At 56.7% G+C, this 17214-nt stretch carries 18 protein-coding genes; 4 read left to right on the forward strand and 14 right to left on the reverse strand.

Annotation, left to right across the window (positions count from 1 at the left end):
• Window positions 1-135: 135 nt before the first annotated feature.
• From E0E41_RS14970 to E0E41_RS14980, 3 genes are all read left to right on the forward strand, one after another.
• A complete protein-coding gene (locus E0E41_RS14970; RefSeq protein WP_130870554.1) occupies window positions 136-702 on the forward strand; it encodes a recombinase family protein in 567 nt (188 codons plus the stop codon).
• Window positions 703-775: 73 nt separating this feature from the next.
• Window positions 776-1111, forward strand: a complete 336-nt coding sequence (locus tag E0E41_RS14975) for a hypothetical protein (protein ID WP_130870555.1) — start codon at window positions 776-778, stop codon at window positions 1109-1111.
• Complete coding sequence (locus tag E0E41_RS14980) at window positions 1095-1280, forward strand: helix-turn-helix domain-containing protein (protein ID WP_130870556.1); 186 nt, start codon at window positions 1095-1097, stop codon at window positions 1278-1280. Before E0E41_RS14975 ends, E0E41_RS14980 begins: the two co-directional genes overlap by 17 nt.
• Window positions 1281-1312: 32 nt before the next feature.
• Here E0E41_RS14980 and E0E41_RS14985 read toward each other — a convergent pair whose 3' ends face one another.
• On the reverse strand, window positions 1313-1657 hold the full coding sequence (locus E0E41_RS14985) for a helix-turn-helix domain-containing protein (protein WP_130870557.1): 345 nt from the start codon (window positions 1655-1657) through the stop codon (window positions 1313-1315).
• 169 nt (window positions 1658-1826) lie between these two features.
• On the opposite strand from E0E41_RS14985, the gene E0E41_RS14990 reads away from it, so the two are divergent.
• Window positions 1827-3068 (forward strand): hypothetical protein, encoded by a 1242-nt coding sequence (locus E0E41_RS14990; RefSeq protein WP_130870558.1) that lies wholly within the window; start codon window positions 1827-1829, stop codon window positions 3066-3068.
• 566 nt (window positions 3069-3634) lie between these two features.
• Here the strand turns inward: E0E41_RS14990 and E0E41_RS14995 are convergent.
• The 13 genes from E0E41_RS14995 to E0E41_RS15055 form a co-directional block, all read right to left on the reverse strand.
• The gene (locus E0E41_RS14995) at window positions 3635-3823 is read right to left on the reverse strand and encodes a tyrosine-type recombinase/integrase (RefSeq protein WP_130870559.1); all 189 of its coding nucleotides are present in this window, start codon (window positions 3821-3823) and stop codon (window positions 3635-3637) included.
• 767 nt (window positions 3824-4590) lie between these two features.
• Window positions 4591-5562, reverse strand: a complete 972-nt coding sequence (gene eda, locus E0E41_RS15000; RefSeq protein ID WP_130870560.1) for a bifunctional 4-hydroxy-2-oxoglutarate aldolase/2-dehydro-3-deoxy-phosphogluconate aldolase — start codon at window positions 5560-5562, stop codon at window positions 4591-4593.
• Window positions 5559-6512, reverse strand: a complete 954-nt coding sequence (locus E0E41_RS15005) for a sugar kinase (protein WP_130870561.1) — start codon at window positions 6510-6512, stop codon at window positions 5559-5561. Before E0E41_RS15005 ends, eda begins: the two co-directional genes overlap by 4 nt.
• A 12-nt stretch (window positions 6513-6524) precedes the next feature.
• Window positions 6525-7586, reverse strand: coding sequence for an Ldh family oxidoreductase (locus E0E41_RS15010; protein ID WP_130870562.1), 1062 nt, complete (start codon window positions 7584-7586; stop codon window positions 6525-6527).
• Window positions 7587-7611: 25 nt separating this feature from the next.
• On the reverse strand, window positions 7612-9963 hold the full coding sequence (locus tag E0E41_RS15015; RefSeq protein ID WP_130870563.1) for an NAD(P)-binding protein: 2352 nt from the start codon (window positions 9961-9963) through the stop codon (window positions 7612-7614).
• A gap of 2 nt (window positions 9964-9965) precedes the next feature.
• On the reverse strand, window positions 9966-11036 hold the full coding sequence (locus E0E41_RS15020; protein ID WP_130870564.1) for a Gfo/Idh/MocA family protein: 1071 nt from the start codon (window positions 11034-11036) through the stop codon (window positions 9966-9968).
• An 11-nt stretch (window positions 11037-11047) separates the two neighbouring features.
• On the reverse strand, window positions 11048-11794 hold the full coding sequence (locus E0E41_RS15025) for a creatininase family protein (protein WP_130870565.1): 747 nt from the start codon (window positions 11792-11794) through the stop codon (window positions 11048-11050).
• Window positions 11795-11826: 32 nt separating this feature from the next.
• Window positions 11827-12591, reverse strand: coding sequence for a 6-phosphogluconolactonase (locus tag E0E41_RS15030; protein WP_130870566.1), 765 nt, complete (start codon window positions 12589-12591; stop codon window positions 11827-11829).
• Window positions 12592-12613: 22 nt separating this feature from the next.
• Window positions 12614-13327, reverse strand: a complete 714-nt coding sequence (locus tag E0E41_RS15035) for an ABC transporter ATP-binding protein (protein ID WP_130870567.1) — start codon at window positions 13325-13327, stop codon at window positions 12614-12616.
• Window positions 13327-14100 (reverse strand): ABC transporter ATP-binding protein, encoded by a 774-nt coding sequence (locus E0E41_RS15040; protein ID WP_130870568.1) that lies wholly within the window; start codon window positions 14098-14100, stop codon window positions 13327-13329. Before E0E41_RS15040 ends, E0E41_RS15035 begins: the two co-directional genes overlap by 1 nt.
• Window positions 14093-15004 carry a branched-chain amino acid ABC transporter permease gene (locus tag E0E41_RS15045; RefSeq protein ID WP_130870569.1) on the reverse strand — a complete coding sequence of 304 codons (912 nt, stop codon included), beginning with the start codon at window positions 15002-15004 and terminating at the stop codon, window positions 14093-14095. Before E0E41_RS15045 ends, E0E41_RS15040 begins: the two co-directional genes overlap by 8 nt.
• A gap of 15 nt (window positions 15005-15019) precedes the next feature.
• Window positions 15020-15769, reverse strand: coding sequence for a branched-chain amino acid ABC transporter permease (locus E0E41_RS15050; RefSeq protein WP_130870570.1), 750 nt, complete (start codon window positions 15767-15769; stop codon window positions 15020-15022).
• A gap of 79 nt (window positions 15770-15848) precedes the next feature.
• Window positions 15849-17063: an IS110 family transposase gene (locus tag E0E41_RS15055; RefSeq protein ID WP_130869799.1), complete on the reverse strand. Its 1215-nt coding sequence runs from the start codon at window positions 17061-17063 to the stop codon at window positions 15849-15851.
• Between the last annotated feature and the right edge of the window lie 151 nt (window positions 17064-17214).

A 17214-nucleotide genomic window follows, 5' to 3' on the forward strand; every position in this document is an offset into this window, starting at 1 on the left:
GGAAAAAACGAAGGTTTTTGGAACAGGGGCCGGAGCTGGGCGCAGAAGCCCGTCCTGGCCCCTGTTTTGGTTCCAAAAGCCGTTTCAAAATCTATGTAGCGTTTTCCAACCCTTTTTGAGACAGGAGTGGCTGTGATGAACCATCAGAAAATCGGCTATGCCAGAGTATCCACTACCGACCAGAATCTGGAGCGGCAGCTGGATTTGCTCCGTCAGTATGGCGTGGAGGTAATGTTTCAGGAGAAGATGACCGGAACCAGGCGGGACAGGCCGGAGCTGAATAAATTGCTGGCCCATGTGGCCCCGGGAGATACTGTGGTGGTGGAGTCTCTGTCCAGGCTGGGCAGGGGCACCAAGGATCTGATCGAACTGGTGGAGCTGCTGAAGGAAAAGGGCGTGCAGCTGGTGAGCCTGAAGGAACAGATTGACACCAGCACCCCGACAGGCAAGCTGCTCTTTACTCTGATGTCGGCCCTGGCCCAGTTTGAACGGGATGTGATCGCCGAGCGCACCATAGAGGGACTGAAGGCCGCTCGTGCCAGAGGCAGGAAGGGTGGCCGGCCCCGTTGTGATCCCCATAAACTCCGGCAGGCATTGAAGCTCTATGAGGCGGGCCAGCATACGGTGGCGGAGATTGAGGAGCTGACCGGAATCAAGAAGGCCACGCTCTATCGGGCGCGCAAAACAAATCCTGAACCATAAAGGCAGCAAAACTTCCTTTGTCATTTTCTACAACATAACATAAAAGTAAAATCCCATAAAGGAGGTTTTAGCAATGCTGAACCGCTTTGAACATGAAAGAGAAATCCTAAAATCCTTACGGGAGGGAAAAATTCCTTCTGAACGTTCCAGAGAATACTGGAGCAACGAGGAAAAAGATGAACTGCGTCGGTGCTTTATGGATGGTGATGGAATCTCCCAGATAGCCATTGCGCTTCAACGGTCTGAAAATGCAATCGTACAACAACTGATATCCACAGGGTTGCTCATCCCAGCAGGGACGGCTGGCTCACGGTCAGGTAAGGATCGCAAGTGCCGCTGTCCGCGGTGCAAAGAATCTGGATGTACCTGTAATGAGGGGGGTGTTTGCCGCTATGCTGGAGAGCTGTGATGATCTACTGACCGCTGAGGAAACCTGCGAGATACTGAAAATCGGCAAGAACGCGCTTTATGAACTGCTGCGAGCCGGAACCTTAAAGGGGTATCGAAATGGCCGGGTCTGGCGGATTCCCAAGCAGGCCATCGTCGAGTACATAAAAAACCAAGCAAAGCTCAACTGAAAAAATTCCCTGGACATGCCCTGTCCAGGGAATTACTTTTTGCTCGATTTACTTTCCTGCCGGTCTGCCAGCCCCTGCATATAGGCCAACGCCAACTCCTGGCCAGGCTTGTCCAGCTTGTCCCAGATGCCCAGACAATGCTTTTGATCTGCCGTCAGTTTGGCGCTTTCATCCTGATCCGAAAAGAACTGGGACAGAGTAATCCCAAATCCATCGCAGATCTTTATTATCGACGGCACAGAAGGCGCATTCGTCTTATGGAGCATGGTGCTCAGGGTGGAGTAAGGAATCCCAGACGCCTTGGCCAGGCGGTAATAAGTCCACGAGCGGGCCTGACAGAGCTCCTGGATACGAGCTACAACATCAAATTCCTGCATGGGGTACCTCCTGGAATTAGTGATTATATTTTACCCAGGAGTACGGAATTCCGTTAGATTATAAATTACGTATTATTTTAATTGATTATATGACGTTATAATGATATATTGGTGCAGTAGACATCAGCCACGTTTGAGTCTGACTTTACAAATCTGGGAGGAATACACCATGGATCACATGAATGAACAGTCCAAAGAACATACATCAGAAGACGAATATGTTGAAAAAGGGAAACACATTTTGTTAAACGGGATCAAACGAGCTGTTTTGGGGCTATTACTTTTTGTAGTGGTACTGATTGTAATTAATATCGGCACCAACATCTTTTCTTCCTATCCAGATGTGATCTCCGTCAACGAAGTTTATAAAATGGAGTATCCAGGTGATTATGTACAAGAACATGTCGGGGAAAAAATACATTTCTCCGATGTTGTAATATGGAACACAGATCCTTCTTCCGGACTGGCGCAAGACGCTCTTTTTGACATTTATTTTAAGAATCCCGACGATGTTGCCAAGATTGCTCCTATGGACAGCATCGTGATCAAAGGAGAACTTTCCGGCTTTAACTCTAGCGGCCGCGTTCTAATAAAAAATGCTATCCTGGAAAAGATCGACGGAACAAACGAATCTTTAACATCGGAGCAATCGCAACCTGAACCTACTTACCCTTCTGAAAATTCCTATGATATTTGTATCAGTGCAGAACAGTTAATTGAGGAAGCAGATGCCAATATCGCAAGAGTCATCGGCACTTATGCCGGCAAGCGCGTAATGATTACCGATTTGAAGATTATAGCTACTGACGCTGATAGCGCATATTTTGACGCCGTAAATTCAATCTACTTCCGCGATCCAAATGATCTTTATTCCATCAAGGTAGATGATAAAATAACCGTCATTGGCTCTATCGAAGAATTTATCGGAACGTATGCCATTATGGATGCAGTCTTAGTCAACAATCCTGACATCAGTACACAAAGCCAAAGCAACGAACCTAACACTCCAAGTTCTACGGATGACACTCCAAATTTAGTACCTGACGCTGATACAGTGCCAGCAATCAACCTCAATTATAATTCTTACGATTCGAACTGGAATTTTGTAAATGAGCATATTGGCGAATGGGTTCGCATGTATGGGGTCGTGGCCGATATGCGCTGTACGGATTATGCCTATGGTCCTGAGTCTTACATTTACATGGACCCCAATGATCCTATCTCTCATTATGGGGATTTCATTGTGTATGGTGAGGATATGAGCATGAGCATTCCCATTGCGGACAGTCTGACTGATGATTTCCTCATTTATATCACTACTGATGGTGATAAAGTAATTGGTATCAATGCCACACCTGCCAATGATAATTTGTCTTCTGACCCTGGTTATGGCGCCAGTGAACCTTACTAAACCCGCCAATACAAACTTTAAATAAAATCGCAAATCTTTAACGAATGACTGAGCATAGTACCAATTACAGCAACAGGCGCTACAACAAAACAAGTGCTTATAATAACCTCAGCTCAGATGAAATCGGGGACATTTTATTGGATGACACAACATTTCTTCAGGGACAATCTTTCTAACATTTTTTCTAACACAAATCTTGAAAATATCCGCTCCCAGATAGATCACCGTTCATACATCTGGGGATTTCGCAAAAACATCAAGAATATGCCCCGAAAATTAGTTCCCAAATCCACGTAATTACTGCGTATTTAAGAACCTTTTTCTCCTATAAGGCCCTCATAACCCGGAGGTCGAAGGTTCAAATTCTTCCCCTGCAACCAGAAATCCGCTGGAATCGCATGATTCCAGCGGATTATTTTTGCTTTTTTGTACTTTTTCTGACCCAGATTCTGACCCACGTCGGCACAAGCTCCGGATCGCTCTCCTCGCCGTCTGCGGCAAGGCTCGCTCCCTCCGCTGCGCCTCCTTTCCAAATGCGACCCGCTGCGCTGGGCTCTCATTTGGTTTTATCCGCCTCCCAATACCCTCGCCATCGTTTGGGCCGTCTGGCGCCGGGCGACGCTGATTACATAGGCGTAGGTGTCCAGAGTAAAGCCCGCCGAGAAGTGCCCCAGCATACCGGAGACGGTCTTGATATCCACCCCGTTTTGCAGGGCCAGGGCGGCAAAGGTGTGTCTCAAATCGTGGAACCTCACTCTGGGGCGGCCCTGCCCGTTTCAGCACGTCTATCGTATCCTCTGCCAATGGCAGAGTGCGGTAGGCGTTTTTTGTTTTCAGCGGAGCTTCGGTGATCTCGCCGTTGATGCGGGTGCTCCGCCGCCGAACGCAGCTCTCCCCTTCTCAGCCCTGTTGTCAGCTCCAGGCAGTGGAGCTCAAACACGCCCTTCTCTGGCCCCCCTCAGAAAGGACTGGAGCGGCTCCGCAGGAAGGGTATTCATCTCCCTGTGCTCCATCTTGGGCAGGGCGCTCCCCTCCGCCGGGTTGTCAAGGATGATCCGCTGCTCCTGCGCCAGCTTTAAGGCAGAGGATAGAATCTGGTGGATGTTCCGCACCGTCGTGGCACTGAGGCTCTTGGGCTGGCCTTCGGCCTCCGTCTGGGTCTTGCCCAGTACGTTCTTGTAGATAGCCTTTCCGATTTCCGGGTCATATCCCGCTGTGTATCATCCCTCCCAGCGGCCATCTTTCCGTTTCCTGATATTGCCCTCACCGTTGGCCCGCTTTTTCGCCATATGTGTCGCCTCCTTTGCAGCAACACACAATATCAGCAAACATCGCAAATATCCAGAAGCAACGGCCAGAGTTACCAGAACAGTAGCAACTGCCCAGCGGCAACTCTCTTTTTGTTTTGCAGCGCATTCCTCTACTCTATGCTCAGACTGATAGGCAACCGTTTTTCTAGTCTCAATTTCTGCAAAGCGCCAAATGCACAAGCAGCAATCTAGCTTGTCCGCCAACGTCTGCTTTAGGCTTTCCTGTCTTTACGCCTCAGGTGAATCGCAAATCCGGAAATCTCATCTTTAAAGTAGACAGCAACCAGTCCCTTTTCGTCCTGTACACGCGTCTCCTCCCGGAAATCAATTCCTCTGAAACGGAACCAGGCAACGGCCCGCTCAATGTGCGCCACCGAAAAGGCCAGGTGGCCGTGCTCACCCAGGAAGGGGGTTTTGCAGATTTCGGCTGCTGTACCGGCAAAGAAAGAGCCCGGCGTTTCCTGCACATCGAATCCGAAGAGGTCCTGAAAGCTGCCGGCCACATCCCGGGCCTGCGCCGCATCGGTACAATTGATGCCCACATGGAGCAGCTGCGCATCCAGTATGGCGGAAACGGCCTGCTTTGCCTGCATCCGGATCTTGTCAAATTCTCCCGACGCGATCTGCCGGGCAGAGGCCACGAAGCTTCCGCCGCAGCACAGAACGTTGGGCAGCGCCAGATATTCCTCCAGATTCTGTACGGAGATCCCTCCTGTGGGTATGAACCTCATCTGGGGGTAGGGCGCTGACAGGGCGCGCAGCATGGAGGAGCCTCCGCTCTGCTGTGCCGGAAAAAACTTCACCTCGGTCAGGCCCAGTTTCCGTGCGGCTTCCAACTCAGTGGGAGAGGAGATACCGGGGTAAATGGGGGTACCATGGTCAAAACACCACTGCACCACATCCGGATTCAATCCAGGTGAGACGAGGAACTTCGCACCTGCGGAAACCGCCGCCTCCGCCTGCTGGACCGTCAGGACCGTACCGGCGCCAGCCAGAAAGTCGGGGAACGCCTGGGCGATCTCCGCGATGGATTGGGCGGCGGCCGGTGTGCGGAACGTGATTTCCGCGGCCGGGATCCCGCCGTCAATCAATGCCTGCGCCAGAGGCACGGCATGGCCAGGGCTGTCAACCGTCACTACGGGAAGCAGGCCAACGGCATAGAGCTGGTCAGAAAGATTGGTCATACAGCACATCCGCTCCTCTCCATAAAGCGTGCAAGTTCCGCACGATTGGGCAGGCCCTCATTATCACCCACACTCATAACCTGAATGGCGCCGATGGCGTTGCCGCGCCGGACCGCCTCAGAAAGCGGCAGGTTCTCCAGCAGACCGCTGAGCACGCCGACAGCAAAGCCGTCGCCCGCACCTACTGTGTCCACCACATGAGCCACCGGGAAGCCCTCCACCTGGAACCCGTTCTCCCCGTCAAAGGCGCACGCGCCCTGAGGCCCCAGCTTGATCACCACCGTTTTCGTGCCGCGCTTCCGATAGAAGGCGGCAATGTCTTCCGGGGCATCCAGCCCGGTGAGCAGACGTCCCTCGGCGATCCCGGGCAAAAACAGATCGCACATGCCTGCGGCCCGGTTGATAAACTCCGCCATATCCGCCTGGCTGGGCCACAGCTGGGGGCGGAGGTTGGGATCAAAAGAAAGGAACAGTCCTTCTGCCCTGGCCCGCTCCATCAGCGTCAGGACAGCAGCCCGGCAGGAATCCGAGAGCGCCGGGGAAATACCGGTCATATGCAGCACGCCGTATCCCGACAGATCCAGGTCCCGTACATCCTCAGGGGACAGCGTGGAGGCGGCGGAGCCTTTGCGGAAGTAGAAAATCTCCGGGTCGCCGTGAGAGGTCTTGGATTTGAGCATGAAACCGGTGGTCTTTTCGTCGGAGAAGGTGGTCAGTTCGGTGCCGATCCCGTTCTCCTTCATGCCGGTCAGGATGCGTTTTCCGAAGGGATCCCGACCCAGCTTGGTCAGATAGCCCACCTTGTGCTCCAGGCGGCGCAGGCCCACCGCCACGTTGTACTCCGCGCCGGCAATGGCTGTGCTGTAGCTGGAAACCGCGTCCAGCGGCCCTTCCTCCTGGGCGATAAACAGCCCCATCGGCTCGCCGACAAGCAATACGCCTTCCTTCATAAAAAGACCTCCTCAGCATTCCCAGGGAAGGGGAAGGCCGATGTCAGCCGACAGGCCCTCCAGGGATTCCGCCACGTCCGCGGGCAGCTCCAGGCCGTTGGCCTCGGCGGCGCGGTGCCGTTCCCACTCGATCTCGCCGGGGGTATAGATCCGCTCGGAGCCCTGCGCCTTGGGGGCGCTGCGAAGATTCCGGGCCATGGATTCGTTTCTGGCGGCGTAAGCCTCCGCACCGCAGAACACAGCGGGATTGACCACCAGAAAGGCGTGGCAGACATTGTTGGGCTTTTCCAGTTCGAAGCACCAGCTGACGATATCGCCATTGGTGCCCATACCTCCGCCGGACAGCGCGCCGGTCAGCAGCTCCACCAGCACAGCCATGCCATAGCCCTTGTGGGCGGCAAAGGGCTGCATGGCCCCTTCCTCGGGATAGTGGCTGGGATCGGTGGTGGGCAGGCCGTTTTTGTCCACGATCCAGGTTTCAGGAATGGAGCGGCCGTCCTTCCGGGCCTGGACCACTTTGAGGGAGGCCACATTGCTCATGGCGATGTCCAGGAAGATGGAGGGAGTGGACCGGGCGGGGGCGGCGTAGGCCAGGGGGTTGTTGCCGATCACCATACCACGGGCGCCGGGGACTGTCATATTGGGGTCCACGTTGCTCACGCTCAGGCCCAGCATACCGGCTTTCGCTGCCATATTGGCATAGTATCCGGCGGCTCCGAAATGGCTGCTGTTCTTCACCACCACAAGGGCGATACCGGCGCTTTTGGCCTTCTCAATGGCCAGGGACATGGCCCGGTAAGAGGCCGACTCGCCCATGCCATTGTGGGCATCCATCAGCGCGTAGGCAGGGCCCTCGGATACGACCTGAGTCACAGCGTGGATGTCCATGCCCCCTGCACGAAACTTTTTAATGTAATTGAACAGGTTTTTTGTACCGTGGGAATGGGTCCCAAAAGCATCGGTTTCCGTCAGCACTTCCGCGCACAGGCGCGCGTCCTCCTCACTCATTCCCTCGTGTACCAGGGCGCGGGCGCAGAAGTCTTTCAACGCCGCAATTTTGATCCGTTTTGCCATCACAATAACCTCATTTCATGCTGAATTATATTTTCCGGCCAGTAGAGCACATCTCAATATTGCCGTTGGGACAGCGGTTGAAGCACATGCCGCATGCCACACACTGGCTGCGGTCGATGGCCATTTCATCCGTACCGGATACATAGGGGGCAAAGTCGGTGCAGATGGTTTTGCAGAGCTGGCAGCCCTCTCCGCAGCCACAGTTCAGGCAGCGGGACGCTTCCGCAACGGCGTCCTCCAACGTGTTCAAAACAGGCTCCTGCATCTGATCGCGGTAGTAGCCAGTGCGCGCCAAAACCTTTTCAGCGGATACGGGAATGGCGGCGGGGGTGGGCTCCAGAACGGCCTTGTCTCCCCGGAGACGCCGGTCCAGCTCCACGGCATCCCGTCTGCCGGCCGCCACAGCGGCAATCACGCTTTGAACCGGCAGGGCGGACCAGACGCTGTCGCAGGGCAGTGTCACCTGAACACCGGCCCGGCCGTGCAGGAGCAGGCCGCCGGGCACCGCTTCCACAGGCACAACATCCGTCAGGATTTCAATCCCGTGCTCCTTGGCCAGCTCCATCTGCTCCCGGACAAACTTCTGTCTGACGTTGACAGACGGACAGACGACCACCGCCCGCTGGGCGCCCTGAGAAAGGGCGCAGACGGCGGTATCCACCGCGGCGGCCAGAGGTCCCAGGATTACGGCGGTACCGCAGAGGGTCTGAGGAGAGAGGGGCCGGACGCTCTCCATGGCCGGGCAGTTGGGGAAGGCCGCAGTCTCCGCTTCGGGCCGGCGGCGGAGGACGGCGTCAAAGTCTGCGCTTTCAGGCTCCGGAGCGCTGCATCGGATGGTGATGCCGCTTTGCGTCAGGCGCTCCAGAAGCTCGTCCAGGGCTTTCTGGGGCAGGCGCCCCGCTCGAACCAGGGTGCCAAGGTCCCCGCCAGGCGTATCGGAAGGCTCCAGTACCGTAACGGCGTAGCCGGCCCGGCGCAATTCATCCGCGCAGGTCAGTTCAGACGGGCCGGAGCCAACCACCGCCACATGCATGCCGTTGGAGGGCGCCGCAGCTGCCGCAGGCTGCCACCCCTGCTGCCTGCCCCAGTCCAGCACAAACTTCTTCAGCTGGCGGATGGCGATCGGCCGTCCATTTCTGCCCCGGACACAGGCATCCTCGCAGGGGTGGGGACAGACATAGGCGCAGGCGCCCTGCAAAACGCCCTTTCCCGTAATCAGGTCGAAGGCATGGCGCAGGTCGCCTCTGGCAATGGACTGCACATAGGCCTGCACCGGCACATGGTGGGGGCAGGCGGCCTTGCAGGGGCCGGACAGGCGGGGTTCCTTAATGTGGGCGTAGCCGTCGTACAGCGTCAGTTCGGGTGCGGTTTTGAGCTCAGGCTCCACCAGGCCGCAGAAATCCTCGATGGAGGCGTAGCCGTGGCTGTCCATATAGGATTTCAGGCCGGAAATCATCGGGCGCACGATGTCATAGCCCCGGATGAGGGTCTCGGAGCACACACCCAGCAGGGTGCCGCCGCACAATACCATCTCAGCGGCGTCCTTCCAGTCGGTGATTCCGCCGGCGGCCATGATCGGCCGTCCCGCTCCGCACACCTTGCGGATCTCATAGGTATCCCGCTGCGCCAGAGGCTTCAGCCAGGGGCCGCAGTAGCAGCTCATGCTGATCTCGTCCTGAAGATGGTAGCAGGCCTTCCCGGGGTCATCCAGATTGATGGGAGGAATACCCAGCCGGTTTCCCGTGCTGCCCACCGCGTCCGCCCCGGCTTCATACAGGGCGGCAGCCACCTGGGCCACCTGTCCCCCTTCCGGAGTGAGCTTCACAAAGAGCGGTATGCCGATCTCCCGCTTAATGGCACGCACGATCTCGGCCACCGCGCCGGCCTGCTGTCCGAGGCTGGCGCCTGTCTGCTGGGCAGTGCATGCCTCGCCGCCGGAGGAGAGGGAAACATTGTAGGACATGTTGGGGCAGCACATATTCAGCTCGATGATATCCGCGCCCGCCTCCTCAAACTGTCGGGCCATATTGACCCAGCCCTCTACACCCTTATCCCCCGCGTAGGTAATGTTGGCCATGAGGATCAGGTCGTGAAGCACCTTCTTCCCATCCCGCACGAGCGTAAGGCCCTCCTGAAAGGTGAGGCGCTTTTCAGCGGTAAAGGCCAGGGCGTTGGTCTCCTGAAACAGGCCGTAGCGGGGCTTGCGGTTGATGTAGGGAGCGGGATCAATGGACAGTTTGATGCTGGCAGCGGCCCAGCCGGTTTCCTCAATGCGCTGAAGCTGCCGGACGGTCTTGGTTGTCGGGCCGGAAGCCACATAGAAGGGATTTTTAAAGGTGACGCCGCCTACCGTGACCGGGATTCTGATCTCCTCCATCTTTACCCCTCCTGTTCCGCGCTGCGGATATGGCGCCCTTCTCTGGCTGAGCGGTAGATGAGCTCCACGACCTTCATGGCGGCCAGTCCGTCTTCACCCCGCAGGCCGGGATCGGCGGGGACGTTCCGGGCCGCGCAATCTATAAAATGAGCGATCTCGGACACGTAGCCCAGGTCGTATTTTTCATCCACGGCCGGTCTGGACCAGCCGGTGGTGATCTCGGCCTTTTCCACCGTGTAGTCAAACCCGGGAATGGAGTATCCGCGGATCGCGCTGGAGAAGGTCAGATCCAGGTGGAGGCAGCCCTTTGTGCCGTAAAAGTCCAGGATGTCCTCCATGCCGCCGGTGGTCACATAGTTGGCCTCCAGCAGGGCCGTGGTTCCGTCAGCAAAGCGCATCATGGCGCCGGCCCAGTCCTCGCCTTCCATCTCCTTATGGATCAGGTTGCCCTCCAGGCCCCGGGAGGTCAGGGCGGTCAGCTCCGTCCAGCTGCCGCCCTTCAGGGCCAGAATGAAGCCAACCGGATGGATGCCCAAATGGATCATTGCGCCGCCGCCGCAGAATTTCAGCTTCTGCGCGAAGGGGCTGTGGGAGCCGCAGTGGCATTCCCTGGCCCGCACAAAGGTCAGCTCTCCGATGGCGCCGCTCTCGATGATGGACAGCGCCTTCCGAATGGTGGGACAGCCCAGCCAGTCCTCGGCATAATAGACATGGCGGTCCGCCCGCCGGGCGGCCTCCATGATCTCCTCGGCCTCCTCCACGGTGGTGGCCAGCGGTTTTTCGCTGATGACGTGGCGGCCGTGGGTCAGCGCGGCCAGGGCAGCATCTCTGTGCAGGAAATTGGGCAGGCAGATGTCCACTACATCGCAGTCCACCTCGTTCAGGGCGGTCTCATAGTCCGTGTACGCGGCATAGTCGGTAAAGCCATATCGTTCCGCCAGAGCCTTTACACGGGACAGATCCTTGTCCACGATGGCCACGATATGGGCGCGGTCCTGAATGCGGGCGTATCCGTCGGCATGCAGATCGGCGGAAAACGCCGCGCCAATCAGAAGTACTCTCACTCGCTCCATAGTCATACCTCTCAAAAATTACTGTAGCCAAATGGCTGTTTGGCGGCCATATAGGAAAAGGCGCCTTCCATCTCCTGAACTGCCAGCTCCACAAAACGCTTCAGAACACGGGCGCCTTTTTCGGCGCTGGCTTTGCTGGGCTCGCCCCACACGCCGCTGGGGGACGCGCGGAAAACCGAGCCGTATCCCAGATAAGAACGGGGGACCTGGGGTACGTAATCCACCGCCCGGTCCATGTGGACCAGTTCCGGCGCGATGTGCAGCATCAGGGAGGTCTCCACCTCTCCGGCATGCAGCTCTGTGGTCGTCTCGATCAGCCCCTCCGCCGCCGCGACGGGGAAGAGGGTGCAGATATCTATATTGGCCACCATAAAGCCGGGATTGCAGGTGGCATTGACCTGGCGAATCACCGGCGGCAGCGCGAAAATGCCCCCGTGGCACTGAAGGATGGCACAGCGGGTAAAGCCCTGCTCCTTCAGGCTCATTAAAATGTCGGTCACCATGTGGTAGAAGGTGTCCGGATCCATCCAGACCGCGCCCTTCTTCCCCATATGTTCCCGACAGGTACTGATGGGAAGGGGCGGCAGAGAAAATCCGCCCGTGGCCGCCGCCACACCGGCGCCCAGCGCTTCGGCGATCCGATAGTCGGTGGAAAGCGGAAGATGGGGGCCGTGCTGCTCAATGGACCCGATGGGCAGGATAGCCAGGTCCGGGTTCCGGGCAGCCAACTCATCTGCTGTGACATCAAAAAGCTGCATGATGTGCTCCTTTCTTCAGGGGAAATTCCCGCTTAAAAAGCCTGGGATGCACTATCGGCGTCCAGATAGAGACTGGCGCCCTGACAGCGGCGCAGGATACTGGCGGGGCAGGACTCCGAAATGGGGCCGTTCAGAGCAGCCGCGATAGCGGCCGCCTTCCGCACCGTGGGCACCACCGCAACGGCGTGGGGCACAGACATGATCTGTGACATCGTCAGAGTGAGCGCCCGGCGAGGTACCTCGTCCACAGTCGCAAAGCAGCCGTCGTTGACCTGCTGCATCCGGCAGACCGGGTCCAACTCCACGATCTTTACCCGCTTGGGGTCGTGAAAATCAGCCGCGGCGGGGTCATTGAAGGCGAGATGCCCGTTTTCGCCTACACCCAGGAAAATGAGATCGGGCGGATACTTCTCCAGCAGCGCACTGTACTGCTGGCACATGGCCTCCGCATCCTCCGGTTTGCAGGCCATATAGTGCAGCTCCAGGAAGGGGACCTTTTCGAAGATGGCCCGGCGGAGAAAGTTGCCGAATCCGGCGGGATGGCCTGCCGGAAGGCCGATGTACTCATCCTGATGAAAGCCGCGGACCTTGGACCAGTCGATATCCTGCTTCAGGAGGGATTCCAGAAGGTCGTTCTGGGAGGGAGCGGCAGCGAAAATCACGTTGGCACAGCCATTTCGCGCAATGGCGTCCCGGATAATGCCGGCGGCCTCGGCTGCGGCGGCCGCGCCGCTCTCCGCGCGGGTGTCATGGACATGAACAGGCAACAGCTCTATCGTTTTATATAATTTCTCCATAGAAGATCCTCTCCTTCTCGGTTTACTCGCCTCGCACACCCAGGTAGGCGGATGCAATGTCAGCGTTATTCAGCAGTTCCTGTCCGGATCCGGCACTGACCAGATTTCCGTTTTCAATGACATAGGCGTAATCGCAGATACTCAGAGACTTTTTGGCGTTCTGCTCCACCAGCATCACAGTGATTCCGTCGTCCCGGATTCGCTGGATGGTCTCAAACACCTCGCTTACGATGATGGGCGCCAGACCCAGAGATGGCTCGTCCAGCAGAAGGACCTTCGGCTTGGCCATGAGGCCGCGGCAGATCGCGCACATCTGCTGTTCGCCGCCGGAGAGCGTGCCGGCATCCTGGTGGCGTCGCTCCTTCAGCCGGGGGAAAAGTTCATACTGTTTGTCGATCAGGGCCCGCACCTCTTTGGCGTTGCGATTCAGATAGGCGCCCAGGCGCAGATTTTCTTCCACGGACAGCCCTGCAAAGATCCGCCGGCCCTCGGGCACCTGCACGATGCCCGCCGAGACTACCTTGTGGGAATGCGTGGGAAGGACCACGCCGTTCAGAGAGATTGTCCCGGTGTGCTTCACCATGCCGGAGACCGCATTGAGAATGGTGGTCTTGCCCGCACCGTTAGAACCGATGATGACCGTAATTTTCCCGGCATCCACATCCATATCCACACCGTGGATCGCCTCGATCTGCCCGTAAGAAACATGCAGTCCCCGAATTTCCAGCAGAGCCATCAGAGTTCCTCCTCTCCCAAATAGGCAGCCAATACCGCCGGATTCGTCTGAATTTCCGCCGGAGTTCCAACCGCGATGGTTTTTCCGAAGTCCTGGACGTAGATACGGTCGCAAAGCGTCATGATAAGGTCCATCCGGTGCTCAATGACCAGAATGGAGAGCTGGAAATGCTCCTTGATGAGCCGTATGAAGTCGATCAGAGCCAGTACCTCCTCGGGATTCAAACCGGCGGCGGGCTCATCCAGCAGCAGCACCTTGGGATGGGCGGCAATCGCGCGGGCGATCTCCACCCGGCGCTGGATGCCATAAGGCAGGTTGGAGGGGCGGGCGTCCTTGTACTGGGCCAAATTCAGCACTTCCAGGCAGTTCATCGCTTCCGCGGCGATCCGCTTTTCCTCGCGCCAGCGGCGAGGCGTCAGGAACATGGCCTCCAGCAGGCTGTACTTTCCTCCCTGGTCCAAGCCCACCTTTACGTTATCCAAAACATTGAGTCCGGTGAAAAGGCGGGTGTTCTGGAACGTGCGGGACAGCCCCATGCGGGCGACCTCCACCTGGGTGCTCTGGGTAATGTCGCTCCCCAGGAACTCCACCTTTCCCTCATCAAAGTCGTAGATATGGGACAGCAGGTTGAAGATCGTAGTCTTTCCAGCGCCATTCGGCCCGATAATGCCGGCGATCTCGCCTGCATGCAGCTCCATGTTGAAGTCCTGAACAGCCTTAACGCCGCCAAAACTTTTAGAAAGATGCTCCGTTTTCAGGATCGTATCACTCATGTTTCTTTCCTCCCTTGACTTTGGAGCTCTTTCCCCGTGAAAAGCGCTTACGCAGCGCGCCCAGGCTCAGCTCCCGCTCGCCCAGAAGGCCGGTGGGACGGAAGTTGATGATCAGGAGGATCAGGATGCAGTAGATGATCGTCCGGTATTCCTGGAGGCTCTGACCAAACAGTGTCACGTTTCGGAAGATCTCCGGCAGGCACTTCAGGAAGGCGGCGGAGAAGACCGCACCGGTCAGACTGTTCGTGCCGCCGAAGAACAGAAAAATCTCCTGCTCCGACGATGCGGTCCAGCCAAAGGATTCCGGAAGCAGCACCCGGTTCTGCAGGCCGTAGAGGATACCCGCCAGGCTGGCCACAATGGAGGCCAGGATGTAGATTTTGATCTTCAGCTGATAGACATTGATTCCGAAGCTCTTGGCCGCCAACTCATCCGTCTTGAGGGCAATGCACATGCGGCCGAAACGGGAGTACTTCAGGTTCCGGATGCAAAATACCACCAGCACCACCAGCAGGATGGCGAGGGGCATCAGATGCTCCACCTTGGGGATTTTGGAATAACCCTGGGAGCCATTGGTAATATCGCTGAAGGTAATGAGCAGCGCGGTAATGGCCTGACCCAGGCCGACGGAAATCAGGGAAAAATAGTCTTTGCGCATGCGGACGGTGGGCAGGGCGGCTACCCAGGCTACCAGCGCGCATGTGGCGATCCCGCCCAGACTGGTAATCCAAAACGGCAGGCCGGTGTTTGCGGCCAGAATAAACGTCACATAGGCGCCAACGGCCATGTAGGCTGCCTGGCCCAGACTGAACATGCCGGCCAGACCGGTCAGGGCAAAGATACCGGTGACAGCGATGATAGAAATACATGCCTGAATAACCAGGCCAACGTAATAGGAACTCATATCATCACCCTCCCCTTATACCTTGTCCTGAGCAAACTTTCCGGAGATTCCCTGAGGACGCAGGAACAGGAACAGCAGCATGATCCCAAAAAGGAGTGCGGGCGTGATGCTGGAGCCCAGATAGTAGACCAGCACCATTTCGATCACGCCCAGCAGAATGGCCGCAATAATAGCGCCGGACAGGCTGCCCAGTCCGCCAATCACGGAGGCGATGAAGCCCTTTACCATCATGGAAGAGCCAAGAGAGGGGTAAACCGAATACTTGATGCCCAGCAGGGTTCCGGACACGCCGGCCAGAAAGCCGGCCAGCGCGAAGGTCAGGAGAATGATAAAGCCGGAATTGATACCCATCAGGCGGCCTGTCCGTCCGTCGATGGCCACGGCCCGGATAGCCAGACCGATTTTTGTCTTATTAATCAGGAGCATCAGCACCACCAGCAGCACCAGCGAGATAACCAGGACGACCAGGTCCATGGTGGAGAAAGAGGCGCTGAAAAACTGCATAGAGGTTTTTTCAAACATAGGCGGGAAGCCATAGGACATCTTTCCGAAAAAGACGTTCAGGATCTGTTCGATCAAAATGGCAAAGGTGATGGACGCCACGAAATAATAGATGTTCGGGCTGTTGTTTTTCCGGATGCGGCGGTAGCAGAGCGTATCCAGAAGCAGCGCGATCAGCAGGCTGACAATTGCGGTAAAAATCAGCGTGGCCCACAAGGAAGTCTGCAAATAAAAAGTCAACAGGGAATTGAGGAAAGTTTGCAACCTTAGTAGGAGGCGAAAGAGAGCAAAACAAAAAGACCGCCGCGCAAGCGCCGGTCAAATTGAAAGAGTATGGAAGTGGTTAATCAGCATTTTCCCGTAAAGCCAGATACTCCTTTACACGGCCATAGTAGATGCGTAGGAACTTGTTGGCGCCGGCTGTCATGTAAACCAGATAAGGTTTGCCCTCGGCTCGCTTCTTGTCCATAAAGCAGTACACCGGGTCGTCCGCAGGCATAGTTTTTAACAAGCAGTCCATGACCAGGAAGAGTGCTTTGCGCAGTTCTGGCGGACCGCTTTTGGAGGCTCTTGTACTCTTTGCCTCATGGGTGCCGGACTGGTCAGCTCCAGGGTCAACCCCCGCAAAAGCCGTAATGGCGTTTCTGTGGGTGAACCGAGTTACATCACCAAGTTCCGCCATAAGCTGCGGGCCAAGAGAATCTCCAACACCATGCATAGCCATGACTACGGGATATTCTGGGAGCTGGGCTGCCAAGGTACGCATTTCGGCCTTGAGCCGTTCCAGAGACGCAGAGACGGCGTTCAGCGCATCAATAGCCTGCCGGATCATCGTTTTGGTCAGGGCATCTTTGGGGAGCATGGCAATCAGATCTTGTGCTCCAGCATGGATCTCAACGGCTCGGCTCTGGCTGAAGTTGTAACCATGGCGCTTGCACCACTTGCGGTAGCGCTCGGTAAAGGCAGTAAGGCTCATATTCCGAACGCAGTCCACATGCCAAAAGGCCGTGGCAAAGTCCACCCATTTCTGACTGCCGTCCTCTCGGACGGGACTGTCAAACAGGGCATTGACACCGGGATAGGTCTGGTCCAGGAGCGCAATGAGATTGTTTTTCATCATCGTCTTGGTCTTGGAGTACAGCCCCTGCTGCCGGTTCAGCGTTTTCAGTTGCATCCGAATCGTGTCCACAGGAGTATGTTGGCGCAATTCCACCCAGTTGTCAAGCCCATAGCGGGCAATCTTCCTGGCATCCGCCTTGTCTGTTTTCACTTTGCGCAGGGTGTTGTTCCCGTAGTCCTTGATGAGCTTTGGATTGACCGCGCTGACAAAGATGCCCTGATCGTGGAGAAAGCGGGCCACCGGCTCATAGTACCGCCCGGTGTGCTCCATGACCACCCGTGTCTCACCATCCAAGCTTTTCAAGTAGTCTGCCAGCTCTTTGAGTTCACTGCCGGTGTGACCAACAGAAAACGGCTTTGCCACCACTTCCCCAAAGGGACGGAGAACAGACACCGTGCTCTTTCCCTTGGAAATATCAATCCCTGCCACATTGCTCATGTACAACGCTCCTCATCATGGATTTGTCTTTGGCGACCAACCATTTCATCATTGCCGATCCAATCTATTTGATGACACGGGCGCACCGGTGTGGCGGCTCAACCTGCATAAATCGAACGCTGCGAACGAGAGGCTGGCTGACGGACTTCGT

Origin of the sequence: Intestinimonas massiliensis (ex Afouda et al. 2020) (genome assembly GCF_900626285.1) — a bacterium.
Taxonomy (GTDB): Bacteria; Bacillota; Clostridia; order Oscillospirales; family Oscillospiraceae; genus Flavonifractor; species Flavonifractor massiliensis_A.

Coding starts and splice junctions, on each gene's coding strand:
- E0E41_RS14970 (WP_130870554.1), top strand. CDS start 136: ATGAACCATCAGAAAATCGGCTATGCCAGAGTATCCACTACCGACCAG.
- E0E41_RS14975 (WP_130870555.1), top strand. CDS start 776: ATGCTGAACCGCTTTGAACATGAAAGAGAAATCCTAAAATCCTTACGG.
- E0E41_RS14980 (WP_130870556.1), top strand. CDS start 1,095: ATGCTGGAGAGCTGTGATGATCTACTGACCGCTGAGGAAACCTGCGAG.
- E0E41_RS14985 (WP_130870557.1), bottom strand. CDS start 1,657: ATGCAGGAATTTGATGTTGTAGCTCGTATCCAGGAGCTCTGTCAGGCC.
- E0E41_RS14990 (WP_130870558.1), top strand. CDS start 1,827: ATGGATCACATGAATGAACAGTCCAAAGAACATACATCAGAAGACGAA.
- eda (WP_130870560.1), bottom strand. CDS start 5,562: ATGACCAATCTTTCTGACCAGCTCTATGCCGTTGGCCTGCTTCCCGTA.
- E0E41_RS15005 (WP_130870561.1), bottom strand. CDS start 6,512: ATGAAGGAAGGCGTATTGCTTGTCGGCGAGCCGATGGGGCTGTTTATC.
- E0E41_RS15010 (WP_130870562.1), bottom strand. CDS start 7,586: ATGGCAAAACGGATCAAAATTGCGGCGTTGAAAGACTTCTGCGCCCGC.
- E0E41_RS15015 (WP_130870563.1), bottom strand. CDS start 9,963: ATGGAGGAGATCAGAATCCCGGTCACGGTAGGCGGCGTCACCTTTAAA.
- E0E41_RS15020 (WP_130870564.1), bottom strand. CDS start 11,036: ATGGAGCGAGTGAGAGTACTTCTGATTGGCGCGGCGTTTTCCGCCGAT.
- E0E41_RS15025 (WP_130870565.1), bottom strand. CDS start 11,794: ATGCAGCTTTTTGATGTCACAGCAGATGAGTTGGCTGCCCGGAACCCG.
- E0E41_RS15030 (WP_130870566.1), bottom strand. CDS start 12,591: ATGGAGAAATTATATAAAACGATAGAGCTGTTGCCTGTTCATGTCCAT.
- E0E41_RS15035 (WP_130870567.1), bottom strand. CDS start 13,327: ATGGCTCTGCTGGAAATTCGGGGACTGCATGTTTCTTACGGGCAGATC.
- E0E41_RS15040 (WP_130870568.1), bottom strand. CDS start 14,100: ATGAGTGATACGATCCTGAAAACGGAGCATCTTTCTAAAAGTTTTGGC.
- E0E41_RS15045 (WP_130870569.1), bottom strand. CDS start 15,004: ATGAGTTCCTATTACGTTGGCCTGGTTATTCAGGCATGTATTTCTATC.
- E0E41_RS15055 (WP_130869799.1), bottom strand. CDS start 17,063: ATGAGCAATGTGGCAGGGATTGATATTTCCAAGGGAAAGAGCACGGTG.